Source organism: Sphingomonas antarctica (assembly GCF_965137005.1).
Classification (GTDB): domain Bacteria; phylum Pseudomonadota; class Alphaproteobacteria; order Sphingomonadales; family Sphingomonadaceae; genus Sphingomonas_O; species Sphingomonas_O antarctica.
Window position 1 is genome coordinate 140,259 of the sequence record NZ_CBCRXM010000006.1, and the last position, 12,647, is coordinate 152,905.

At 63.1% G+C, this 12,647-nt stretch carries 9 protein-coding genes; 6 read left to right on the forward strand and 3 right to left on the reverse strand.

Annotated features, from left to right (window positions below; all coding sequences use genetic code 11):
* Position 1 precedes the first annotated feature (1 nt).
* The 6 genes from ACM9ME_RS08730 to ACM9ME_RS08755 all read left to right on the forward strand — a co-directional run bounded on the left by ACM9ME_RS08730 (position 2) and on the right by ACM9ME_RS08755 (position 8,123).
* A complete protein-coding gene (locus ACM9ME_RS08730; RefSeq protein WP_415643072.1) occupies positions 2-1,372 on the forward strand; it encodes a glutamate-1-semialdehyde 2,1-aminomutase in 1,371 nt (456 codons plus the stop codon).
* Between the two features lies 1 nt (position 1,373).
* Positions 1,374-2,177 (forward strand): SDR family oxidoreductase, encoded by an 804-nt coding sequence (locus tag ACM9ME_RS08735; protein WP_415643073.1) that lies wholly within the window; start codon positions 1,374-1,376, stop codon positions 2,175-2,177.
* Between the two features lie 15 nt (positions 2,178-2,192).
* Positions 2,193-3,419 (forward strand): hypothetical protein, encoded by a 1,227-nt coding sequence (locus ACM9ME_RS08740; RefSeq protein ID WP_415643074.1) that lies wholly within the window; start codon positions 2,193-2,195, stop codon positions 3,417-3,419.
* Positions 3,416-4,804: a hypothetical protein gene (locus ACM9ME_RS08745; protein ID WP_415643075.1), complete on the forward strand. Its 1,389-nt coding sequence runs from the start codon at positions 3,416-3,418 to the stop codon at positions 4,802-4,804. The genes ACM9ME_RS08740 and ACM9ME_RS08745 overlap by 4 nt, the downstream gene beginning before the upstream one ends.
* 112 nt (positions 4,805-4,916) lie before the next feature.
* Positions 4,917-6,029 carry a hypothetical protein gene (locus ACM9ME_RS08750; RefSeq protein ID WP_415643076.1) on the forward strand — a complete coding sequence of 371 codons (1,113 nt, stop codon included), beginning with the start codon at positions 4,917-4,919 and terminating at the stop codon, positions 6,027-6,029.
* Positions 6,030-6,083: 54 nt separating this feature from the next.
* Complete coding sequence (locus ACM9ME_RS08755) at positions 6,084-8,123, forward strand: acyltransferase family protein (RefSeq protein WP_415643077.1); 2,040 nt, start codon at positions 6,084-6,086, stop codon at positions 8,121-8,123.
* A gap of 10 nt (positions 8,124-8,133) precedes the next feature.
* Here the strand turns inward: ACM9ME_RS08755 and ACM9ME_RS08760 are convergent, their stop codons facing one another.
* The 3 genes from ACM9ME_RS08760 to ACM9ME_RS08770 are packed head-to-tail and all read right to left on the reverse strand — an operon-like array spanning position 8,134 to position 12,604.
* Complete coding sequence (locus tag ACM9ME_RS08760; RefSeq protein ID WP_415643078.1) at positions 8,134-9,249, reverse strand: hypothetical protein; 1,116 nt, start codon at positions 9,247-9,249, stop codon at positions 8,134-8,136.
* A gap of 1 nt (position 9,250) precedes the next feature.
* The gene (locus ACM9ME_RS08765; protein WP_415643079.1) at positions 9,251-10,684 is read right to left on the reverse strand and encodes an MBOAT family O-acyltransferase; all 1,434 of its coding nucleotides are present in this window, start codon (positions 10,682-10,684) and stop codon (positions 9,251-9,253) included.
* Positions 10,685-10,699: 15 nt separating this feature from the next.
* A complete protein-coding gene (locus ACM9ME_RS08770; protein WP_415643080.1) occupies positions 10,700-12,604 on the reverse strand; it encodes an HAD-IIIC family phosphatase in 1,905 nt (634 codons plus the stop codon).
* Positions 12,605-12,647 lie beyond the last annotated feature (43 nt).

The window sequence follows — 12,647 nt, forward strand, 5'->3', positions numbered from 1 at the left end:
CATGGCTGCCAAACCGTCCAATGCCGAAGCCGATTTCGGCGAATTGCGCGCAAGATTGCACCGCGTCATCCCTGGCGGGGCGCACACTTATTCGCGCGGCGACGACCAGTTTCCGTCGATCGCGCCGCCGATGCTCGAACGCGGCAAGGGCGCGTATGTCTGGGATACGCACGGCCAGCGGTATCTCGATTACGGCATGGCGTTGCGCGCGATCACCATCGGCTATGCCGACGAACGCGTGAACGCCGCGGCGATCGCCGAGATCGAAAAGGGCGTGAACCTGACCCGCGCGACGACCGTCGAACTCGCGGCGGCGGAGCGTATTTGCGAGCTCATCCCCTCCGCCGAGATGGTCAAGTTCGCGAAGAACGGCTCGAACGTCACCACCGCCGCGGTGAAGATCGCGCGCGCCGCCACCGGCCGCCGCTTCGTCTGCGTGCCGCGTCAGCACCCGTTCTTTTCGTTCGACGACTGGTTCATCGGCACAACCAAGATTCAACGCGGCGTGGACGGTCCGCAGGCCAGTTCGACATTGGTGTTCGACTATAACGATTACGCCAGTCTCGCCGCCTTGTTCGACCAATATCCGGGGCAGATCGCGGCGGTGATGATGGAGCCGGCGACCCACATCGTGCCACAAGGCAGCGGCGATCCCGACAGCTGGCCCAAGGGCGGCCATCCCGCCGGATTCCTTCATCAGGTGCGCGAGCTGACCCGCAAGGAAGGTGCCCTGTTCATCCTCGACGAAATGATCACGGGCTTCCGCTGGGACCTGCGCGGCGCCCAGCATTTCTTCGACGTCGAGCCCGACCTTTCGACGTTCGGCAAGGCGATGGCCAACGGCTTCTCGCTCGCCGCCGTCACCGGCAAACGCGAGTTCATGAAGGTCGGGTCGATCGACGAGCCGGGCATGGAACGCACCTTCCTACTATCGTCGACGCATGGCGGCGAAATGCCCGCTTTGGGCGCCTTCCTCGCCGCGACGAAGATCAATGAGGATGAGAATGTCTCCGGCCATTTGTGGGATTATGGCACCCGCCTGCGCGATGGCTGGCGCGATATCGTCGTGCATCATGGCCTGCCCGACCATATCGAACTCGAAGGGCCGGCGGTGGCGCTCAATTACGTCACGCGCGATGCCGGCGGCGAACCATCGCCCGCGTTCCGCACGCTGTTTTCGCAGGAAATGCTGCGCAACGGCGTGATGATGCCGTGGATTTCGTTCAGCCAGGCGCATGGCGCCACCGAATTGGCGATGACGCTTGAGGCGCTCGACAAAGCGGTCGGTGTTTATGCGCAGGCGCTCGAAGGCGGAGTCGAACGCTTCCTCGAAGGGCCAGCGGTCAAGCCGGTGTTCCGGTCGCACAACTGACATGACGCTGCCGCCCGATCCGCGCCTCGACGGTCGCGTCGCCGTGTTGACCGGCGGCGGCGGGATTTTGGGGACGCACTTCGCCGCCGGACTGGTGTGCGCGGGTGCGCAGGTCGCGGTGGTCGATCTGAATCTCGATGCTGCCAAGGCCTCCGCCGAGGCGGCGGGCGAAGGCGCCCTGCCCTTCGCCTGCGACGTCGCCGACGCAGCGTCGGTCAAAGCCTGTGTCGCCACGATAATCGCCCAATTCGGGCGCATCGACATCCTCATCAACAATGCGGCGACCAAGACCGCCGACCCACGCGCATTCTTCGAACCGTTCGAAACCTACAGCCCCGATGTGTGGCGCGAGGTCATGGGCGTGAACATCGACGGCATGTTCCTGATGGCGCAGGCGGTCGGCCCGCACATGATCGCGGGCGGCGGCGGCAGTATCGTCCAGACCGCGTCGATCTATGGCCTCGTCGGACCCGATGCGCGAATTTACGAGGGCTCGGACTATCTCGGCGGCGCGATCAACACGCCCGCGGTTTATGCGGCATCGAAAGCGGCGGTGGTCGGACTGACCCGCTGGCTGGCGACGCACTGGGCGGCGCAGGGAATCCGCGTCAACGCTTTGGTCCCCGGCGGCGTCGGCAGCGGCCAGAACAGCGTGTTCGGTGATCTCTATTCGGCGCGTGTGCCGATGGGCCGCATGGCCCGCGCCGAGGAAATGGTCGGCCCCTTGCTGTTCCTCGCGTCCGACGCATCCAGCTACGTCACCGGCCAGGTGCTGGCTGCCGACGGCGGCTGGACGGCCTGGTAACAGCGCAATCAAGACATGTACCTGATTGCCATCAAGCTGGTGGAAATCCTCGCGCGTGCGGGGTTCATCGCCGGGATAACCTATTCGCTCGGCCTTTCGGCGGCGGGCCAGTTCGGGCTGGTCGTGACGCTGATCGGCCTGTTCGCGCTCGGCTTTGGATGGGAACGCCATATCGACATCCAGCGCCGGATGGTCGGCGAGCCCGAGCCGGTGTTCGACAGCACCGTCGCGGCCGCCATGCCGTTCTGGAGCTTCAATTATGCTGTGATGCTGCCGGTGTTCCTGGTGCTGGCGGCGCTGCTGGCCAGGCTCGACGCCGCGCAACTCGCGCTAGCGGCCATCGTCGTGGTGTCCGAACACATTGCCAACCAGGCGTATCAGCTGTCGCTCGTCAACCCGCGCTACCGCGTGCTGGTCAATCTCGTCGCCGCCAAAAATCTGCTCGTGCTCGGCATCACCCTGCCCGACATACTGTTCGCGCCGAGCCGATTGACCCTTAATTTCGTCATGACCACATGGGCCACTGCCTCGCTCGTCTCGACATTGGCGATCGTGACCGTCTGGTTTCTGCGGCGACAGGCCAGCCCTGCGCGCACCGGTTTCTCGCTTCGCAAAAACATCTGGCCGCAGCATCTGGTGTCGTTCACGCATTTTCGCATCGGCGTCGTCGCCTATTTGATGCTGCAATATGACCGGCTGGCCGTCGGGACATTCGCCGGGCTGACGGATTCGGGCGTCTATTTCCGCCACGTCCTGCTGATCTTCTTCGGTTATCAGCTGTTCACCGTCGCCTCGTTCAATCGCATCACGCCGAAAGTCTTTCAGGCCGCCAAGACCGAAGCGATCCCGTTGCTGATCCGGACCGTGCGCCGCGAATATGTCATCCTGCTGGCGATTGCGATTGGCGGGGCTGCCTTGGCCATCGTCATCGACCTCGCCCTGGGGGGAGCGATCTCGGCCAAATATCATTTGAGCGTGATGCTTGCCGCGATCCTGTTGAGCGGCACGATGATCCGCGTCGCCGCCGATTTCGCCGGGATGATCGTCAACGCCCGCCATCAGGAGAAAAAGCTGGGTGAGGCGCAACTGATCAGCTTTGCCGGTGGTGGCCTGCTGCTGGTGGTCCTGACCTGGTGGTTGGGCATCGTCGGCGCGGCGATCGCCAATGTGGCGACTTCGACGATCTATTTTCTTCTGTTGCGGCGTGTGGTCCGCGCCATGCCCGAAAGCCCATCGAGATGACCGCTCACCCCGGAACCGTCCTCATTTACACGATCCACAATTCGGAAGGCTGGTGGCGCGAGATCGGCCGCAATCTGGGGTTTGAGGGCGTGCGGCTGGTTTCCGATCTGCGCGGCGACGGCAATTATGCCATCGTCGATGATTTCTATGCCGCTTATCGCCGGCTCTACCGGTCTGCGGCGACCGGGACGTCGTTGCTGTCGGCGGACGAGATCGACGACGTGATCGCCCGCTGCCGTGTCCTGCGATGGTACCCGCGACGGCGCGCAACCGCGATGGCATTGGCGATGGCCGAAGTGATGGACATCGTGCTGGCCGATGCCGCGCCCGTGGCCGTGCTCAGTTGGCCGATCGATCGCTATATCAGCGACGTGCTGGAGCGGTTGGCGGTGCGGCGCGCCATCCCGTATTTCGAACTGACGGCGAGCCCGGTCCCCGAAATGTCGATGCTCGTCCTGCGCGGCCGACTGTTGACGCGCTCCGACGTGATGCCGTCGCCGGAGGCGGTCGACGCCGCGATCCATGCGATCGCCGACCCGTTGTTCGTGCCCGCCTATATTCCGGCCAAGTCGCGCTACACTCCTGCGCGGTTCCTCAAGGTCTTTGGCTATTTCGCGCTGCGCTCGGCGGTCTTTCGTGCCATCTCGTGGATCAAACGCGACCCGCTGAACCTTCACTATATGGACGCGCAATTCTCGCTGGGGCACAAACCGCGGCTGAGCGACATTCGCATGCTCAAGCTGGTCGATCGCGACTGGCGACAGCGGATGGAAGCGTTTCCCAAGGACCGCCGCCTGTTCATCGCGCTGCAGCTGTTCCCTGAAGCATCGATCGATTACTGGATTCAGAAGCTGGAACTGATCGACCATGACGAAATCCTCGTCGCCGCAGCCCGGACATTTTCCGAGGCCGGTTACATCGTCGTGGTCAAGGACCACCCGCTGCAATTCGGGTTCCGTCAGGTCGACCTGATCGAACGGCTGCGCGCCATCCCCAACGTCGCAATCGTGCCCTATGAAGTCAGCGGCAATGCGATGCTCGGCGACGTGGGCGCCAGTTTCACCGAGACCGGCACGCTGGGCATGCAGGCGGCACTGGCCGGGATGAAATCGATCACGGTCGAGGCCTATTACTACACCCCCGGCGATTACATCCCGTTGCAATCCGTGGCACAGATTCCCGGCTTGCCGGCACGGTTGGAAGCAACCCCGCCGGTCGATGACCTTCGCGCGCGGCAGGAACGGATCGTCACGCATTTGCTCAAAGGCAGCTTCCCGGGCGATTTCATGTCGTTTCGCGGCTTCGATGCAGAGCGACCCGATCCGGGCGTCGCGGCGCTTGCACAGCGTCTGGGAGACGAAATCGCCGCACGCCTGACGCGCTGACGTTCGCGACCGACGCTGTGCGTAATTGCCCAACCGCCATTGACGGGATAGGAGCGCCAGTGGTCGCAAACGACGGATATCGCTTGCCCACTTCACGCCCCGGAGGATTTTCGTGACGGTCACTGCTGCGGATTATGGCGTTCAGCCTGCACCTGCGACCGTGAAACCGATCGACGCGACCTTCGTCTGGCGCAGCGATCTGATCGATTACACCCGGCATCGCGCTTATGGCGATCTGGTCCGCACCGCCGGCATCGGACAGCGTGTGTCGGCGCTGGCCAGTTACGCCGGACGCTTCGCCTTGCTCGCCGCCAAGCGCGTCATTCGCTATGAAATGATCCCCAGCGAATATCGCACCGGAACCTCGCTCAGCCATCGCCTTGGCTTTGCCGGCATGGCCGCACGGAACGCCATCGGTTTGGGCCGCAAGACGTCGCGCCGCTCCGACCTCGCCGCCAACGCGGTGATCGGCCAGCTGGATCAACAGGGTGTCGCCGTCCTGACCATGCCGCCGGGGCGCGTGGCCGATTTGCTGGCACTCGCCGCACCGTATTTCGAGCAACTGGAGGCGCGGCGCGGATCGAAGGCGGCGGGCCGGAAGTTCGATGATTCGCGGTTCACGACCGACCGCACCGCGTCGCCCGATCTGTTCGCGATGATCGAAACCGTGTTCGACGAATCGGGCCTGCGCGCTGCCGCCACCGCCTATCTTGGCCGCCCGGCGCGGCTGATCGACGTTAATCCGCAGATCAATGATCGGTCGGACAGCTTCTGGCGCGACATCTTCGATGACCTGAACGAAGGCACGCTCCCCAAGACCGCCTACTACCACCGCGACGCCTCGGGCGGCGATCTGAAGGTCATCATCTATTGCACCGATGTCGGTCCGACCAACGGGCCGTTCAGCTATGCCGTCGGGTCGAACAACATGGTGATTTCACGCATCGACGACCTGTTGTGCGAAGCCAACGACCATAACGGCTTGTCGGCAACCGATCTCGCCGCACGGCGACGCTTTGCCGCGCTGCCGCCAAAGCTGCGGCAAAAGGGGTCGTTCGGCAACGATTTGCCCGACGATCAGCCCGAAAGCGGCCGTATCGTCGGCAGCACCTGGGACATTACCGGCCCCAAGGGGTCGATCGTCGCCTTCGACACCAAGGGCATCCACCGCGGCGGCATGGTGGAGGAAGGTGAACGCCGTGTTCTCACCTGCGTGCTGGGCTGAGGCCGAACGCATGACGTGTCGGGTTCAGGGTGGTTGCGCGGAGCGCGGCTGGTCGTGAGCGGCGCTAACGGAGCGGCCAAAAGCGACGATGCCGGTGATATCGCCAAGTCGTTTCCCGCCGTGCACGGCGTGTCCTACCGGCCCGAAATCGACGGACTGCGCACGATCGCGGTCGGTTCGGTCATCCTGTACCATGCCGGAGTACCCTTCGTCCCCGGCGGTTATGCCGGGGTCGATATCTTCTTCGTCATCAGCGGCTATTTGATCAGTTCGATCATCCTCGGCGATCTGGCGCAGAGCCGGTTCAGGTTCCTGAACTTCTACGAGCGGCGCATCCGGCGCATTTTCCCCGCGCTGTTCACTGTTTTGGCCGCCAGCACCGTCGGCGCCTGGTTCATCTATTCGCCGGGGCAACTGGACGAATATGGCAAGAGCCTGGTCGCGACGGTCGCTTTTGCCGCCAACATATTCTTCCGGATGCGGACGGGATATTTCAACGCCGATTCCGAAAACAGCATCCTGATCCACATGTGGAGCCTGGCGGTCGAGGAACAATTTTACGTCTTTTTCCCGATCGTCCTGATCGCGCTCCACCGCTTTCGCGTGATCGGCCGCAACCCGGCTTTGGTCGCGATCGCGGTCGTTTCACTGGCATGGTGCCTGTATCAGGAGGCCGTCGATCCGGTCGCCAATTTCTTCTCGACCCCTGCCCGCGCCTGGGAACTTGTCGCGGGGGCGCTGGTCGCGGTGAACAGGGCTAGCTGGTTGCGCCTGACGGCGGTGCGCCGGGACGTGGCCGTTGCCGGCCGCGTTGCCGAACTGGCGGGCGCCGCCCTGATGCTCGGCACCATCTTCATGGCGACGATTTCGACCCGCTGGCCGGGCATCGCGACGATCCCGGTCGTGGCCGGGACCGCCCTCGTGATCCTCTGTGCCAATTCGACCTCCATCCTCGGGCGGGCGCTGTCGCTCAAGCCGATGGTGACGATCGGGTTGATCTCTTACAGCGCCTATCTCTGGCATCAGCCGCTGTTCGCCATCGCGCGCGCGACGAGCACGCAAGCGCTGTCCGGCTGGGCGATCGGCGCGATCATCGCGCTGACGTTCGTCCTCGCCTGGCTGTCGTGGCGGTTCGTGGAGACACCGTTTCGCTCGCGTCAGAAAATCGGCCGTCTGCTCATTTTCGGCTTCGGCATCACCGTATCGGGCTGCGCCGCGGCGGTGGGTCTGGCGCTCCACTTCGCCCAAGGTGTCCCGTCGCGCTTTGACAAACAAACGCTGGCGATGGCGGCCTCGATCCAGACGAGCCCGTACCGCGAAAAGTGCAACAATGGCGAAGGGCTGACGTATCTGTCGCCCGAAAAGGCGTGCCATTTCTTCGGCTCGCGCGTCACCTGGGCGGTGTTGGGCGACAGCCACGGCATCGACCTCGGCTATGCGATCGCCGAACGGTTGAAGGGCAGCGGTCAAGGCCTCGTGCAGCTGACCTTCAACGGCTGCCAGGGCGGACTCACCTTCGACTCGACGATGCGGCAATGCAGCGCGTGGACGCGCGATGCGGTGTCGTGGCTCGAACAACAGCGGGGCATCACCCACGTGCTCCTCGCCTATCGCCACAGCTCGCATCTGTTCGGCGACCAGATGCACACCTATCCGATGGTTCCCGACGCGCACCCGCCCGGATTCGAGCTGAATGAAAAAGCCGATGTCGCGCGCGAAAAATACTGGTCGGATTTCGTAACGGTCGTTCAGCGCATGCGGAACGCCGGGAAGACAGTGTATATCCTGCAGCCGATCCCCGAGTTGCCCATGCCGATCGAGCGCTACATCTTCGGGAGGAACCATGCGGCGGTTCAGCCCGGTACATCAATGGCCTATTACCGCGCCCGGCAAGCCTGGGTGCTGGCGCGCCTGGCCGAGCTGGCGAAGCGGCCGGGCGTGGTGATGATCGATCCCGTCCCCGCCGTGTGCGAAGCAACGCGCTGTCTGGCGATCCAAAATGGCATGCCGCTCTATTCGGACGATAATCACCTGTCCTTGCCCACCGCGCGCAAGGTGCTGCGTATCGCCGAGGCGCAGGGGAAACTGCCCTGAGTCGCCAGAGCTAGCGTGACTTAGCGACGAGACCGGCGTTCAGGCGATAGGCCAAACGGTCGCTCCACACTTTCCACATGCGCGGCTTGGTGTGGGTCGAGTCGAAGAAATTGTCGCTGTCGTCCAGATCATGAAGCGACAGATAATCGACCGACGAGTCCGCCGCATGGCGCGCCCGCACCCAGCCGATGCCCGCCCGATAGGATGCCGTCGCCAGCGGAACGCCCTCGCTATGCCAGCGCGGAATAGCCAGATCGACGACGATGACGGCATCACCATGCGCGCGAATTTTCGTGATCAGACGGTCGAGCGCCATGAACTGATCCGCCTCGAGCGCATGATCGCCGCCGAACCCGCGAACGCGTTCGGCAAGCAGGAATTTGGCCACTGCCGGCGTCACCGTGAGTTGATTGAGATCGCGCGCCGATTCGATGTTTTTGCCCCACTGTGCGGCGGGCGAATTGCCGCGATACTTGTCGCCCAACGTCTGTAATTGCGGAAACGCCGGATTGTCGAACAGCGTCTGGCCGAGAAGCCGCGGCACATGGGCGAGCATGGCCTGCGGGCGCAGCGCCGCCTCGATCGCGCGTTCCACCGCGACGGGATAGGCCGGGACGAGCGCGCCGCGCTCCCGCGTGAACAGGCCGGCGCGCTGCGCATCGACAGCCACCGGATTGGGCACGCCCGGCCAGATCTGGTTGCTGGGGATGAACGCCAGATAATGCGTGCCGATCACGAAAATCCGCTTGTCCCGACGCTGAGAACCCAGTTCGCCGTAAATCAGGTCGGCGGCGTCGCTCAGCTCGCTCATATTGGCGCTGCCGAACCCCGCGACCGAAACTTCCCAGCCGGACAGCCCGGCCTCGACCAGCGCCGGTCGGAACGCCTCGCGCGTGTTCGATGCACCGAGGATGATGACGCGGTTCGCCGGGCGCCTGAACATCGCCTTGTTGATGACGAGATAACGCGTTTCGCTGGTCCAGAACGGCTGCGACGTGCTCGCGACGTCGGTATCGAACCGGGCTTGCGACCAGGGCATGACAGCCGCCGACAGTGCGATGAACCCGGCATAGATGACAGCTGACGCCAGCAACGCACCAGCCAGCCATTTCCAGAAGTGGGTCACTCTAGAACGCCTTGTAAACGAAGTCGGTCGACGAATTGATCATCGGCACCGCCAAAGCGAGCAGGACGATCATCCCGCCGAGCAGCGCAATGCGTTTGGCCGAACCGCGACGATGCTCGACCGCCGTCGAACGGCTGGTCAACCAATCGCCGGCGGCCTCGACCGGCCACAACACCAACACGAACACGACGCCCATCATCGCGGTCGCCAGCAATGTTCCCGGCACACTCAGGCGAACCGCCAGCACGCCCATCTGTCCCACCGAACGCCAAAAGGTCATGAGGCAAATGGAATAATAGGACAGGGTGAAGCCCCGCGCTGCCCAGATATACACCCGCTTCTTCGCAAGGGCCTGGTACGGCTTTTTGCCCATCCGCTTGGCCATTTCGATCTGGAAGAGTTTGTTGACCGACACGCCGGTCGCGAACAGCAGGCCGCACAGCATGAATTCCCACGATGCGCCATGCCACGCGCCCAGGATCAGGAAGACGACGAACAGCGCAATGACCCCCAGATAGGGCCCGACGTTCCGTGACGGAAAACGGCGGATGAGCATTTTCATCAGCGGGTTGAAGACGTAAATCTTGAACCATTCCGACAGCGTGATGTGCCACCGCGACCACAAGTCCTGAAAATTGGCGGCGCGAAACGGCTTGTTGAAATTTTCAGGCAGCGAAATTCCGAACAACCGGCCGATGGCGATCGCCATATCGGTGTAGCCCGAGAAATTCGCGTACAAGAACAACAAGTATAGCGGCGCTGCGGCGGAATAGAGAATGGCGATCGTCGTGACAGAGCCGCCATCGGCAATCACTGCATCAAGTCGCGCACTTGCCATATCCTGCAGGATTTTCAGCAGTTCGCCGACCACCGCGACTTTGATGAAACCGTAGAGCAGCCGATACAAAGTCGCGTACGCCGCTTCGCTGTCCATTGCGGCGGGCTGAAGCAGGTCGCGTTCGAACGGTTCGTATCGGTTGATCGGACCCGACAGGAAACTGGGGAAGAAAAACAGGTACGCCAGGAAACGGCCGAACGACGGCGCCTTTAACGCGCCGCCACCGACTTCGAGGATCAGGTGCAGGATGCGAAACAGCAGATACGACGCCCCGAGCACCATGTATGGAAACGGGATGGTCGGAATGAACGCGACAAACGGATAGCGTTTGAACCAGATGAACAGCGCGACGATCAGCGTCACGGCGATTGCCACGCCATGTCGCGCCTTGCGAGAAGCGGCGAACAATACGCAAAGATAGCCGGTCAACACGAACAGCAGCAACGGCACGACGATCAACGGTTCGGTGACATAGCTCGCCACAAAAATTGCGGCCGCGACCAGGATCGCCGCCAGGCGCCACGTCCCGCGCAGCGGCTGGGTGACCAGCGCCGCCAGAGCGACGAAGCCCATGAACAGCAGGGACGTGAACGACATCGACTGGCCTTGTGCCTATGCGTCTAACGCGGCGGAGCGCAGGATTTCGATGGGCAATGCGCGGTCCGCGTAACCTGCCAAGTCGAGGCGCCAGACTGTCTCCCCGGACGCCAGTTCGTCAGTCTTTTCGAAACCCAGTTTCGCGAAATGCTGCGCGACCATCATATTGCGATCCGTCGGGATGTACCGGCCGATCAGCTCGCCCGCGCCGTCGGCTTTGGCCGCGAGAACGATTTCCTGCAACATCGCCTCTTCCATGCGCCGCCCCAGCACCCGGCAGCTCATCAACCAGCTGTCGATTTCCCAGCGTTTGCCGAGCCGGTCGCAGACCACGACGCCGATCATGCCATTGTCGCCGAAGACATCGGCCAGTCGCGCCTGTAGCGTCCATCGCCCCGGATCGGCTTCCAGCTCTCCGACCTGCGCCTCGGTGTAGCGGCGCGTCGTCAGATTGAACTGGTTGGACTTGCCGATCAGCTGCGCAATGCGAGCACGACCGACGAGGTCGAAGGGCTGCATCGTCGCGACCATTTCGAGCGAGGTGTGGTATGCGTCGAGCGACCCCGCGCCGCTTTGCAGTTCCAGCCGCCGTGCATTGTCCTTGTAGAATGCGGAACGTTTGCGGTCGTCGTCCGAAAACGTGACGGCCTCGAAATAGCCCGCGGCGTTCAACGTCCGTTGATAATAAGCGGCGTCGGCGGGCAGTTCGGGCACGGCAATTTCGGGGTAAGCGGCACGCACCTGAAGCCGCTCGGCGGGATTGTCGTCGAGGAAGACCAGCGCATCGCGCCCGAGTGTCAACGCTTTGGCGATGGTGGCGAGGTTGGTCGCCTTGTCGATCCAGTTCGCCTGAAACACCGCCACATGATCTTCGCGCAACAGCATGTCGGCATGCTCGCGAAACGGCAGGCGCGCCGCCGCATCCTCGTTCTTCGACGACACGGCCAGCACGACCCCCCGGCCATGAAGGTCATGTGCTTCACGTTGCACGGACAAATGCGCTTCGCCGAGCGCGCTGCCCTGCCCGATCGCAATGCCTTCGAGCCCGTCGTCGCCGATGATTCCGCCCCACAATGTGTTGTCCAGATCGAGCACCAGCGCGCGGCGGCTCTTCCCACGCATGGCGGCGACGATGCGGACAATATGCTCCGCGTAAATCGGACCCATTTCCTGCGAAAATGGCAATTTGGCCATGTGCCGCTGCCGCGGTTCGTGCCAACGATCCAGCCCGATCGCTTCGGCGAGGCCGGCAATGTCGACGAACAGTTCGTCCGGCGCCAGTGTTTCGACGAGGCGCCGATTGTAATGCTCGATCAGCCAGCGGTGCGTCCCCGGCAGGCGGAAATCATAACTGCCGAACAGTGTTTCCGGCTGGCGCGGCACGTTCTGCACAATCACGGTTGCGCCGGTGTTTGCGCGCAATCCCGCGCACACGCTCTGCATCTGTTCGACCGCCCGCTGAACCGATGCGTCGGCCGCCTCGGCATCGCCCGGGGTCGGCCGCATCGGCAGACCGTGAACATCGATCGCTACCAAGATGGCATCGGGCTTTGCCGTCGCGAGCACGGCATGCGGATCGAGCGCCTCCTGCATTACCTGCCCGAAAGGCGCCTCGATCACCTCCAGCGCGAAGCCATAACGCAATGCCGTCGCTTCGATCGACGGGACCAGCAGCGACATGGTCGAATTTCCAAGCACGCCCATTCGAAAGGGAATGAGCGGCGCAAGATCTCGGCCATCCGCGCGTGCCGAGCGCAGCGCTTTCGCCAGCCGATTGAGCTTGTTTATATCCAGCGAATAGCGCGAAAGCCGTTGCAGTTCGGGTCCCAGCACGCCGTTCTGCTCCACGGCATGGCTCAGCTGGCTGTTAAAATCGCCGGGCGTGGCCGGGAGCCAGAAAAGCTCAGCACGATCGATCATTTTTACCGTTATCCTGAAGGGCTATCAAAGCCGATACTGGCCA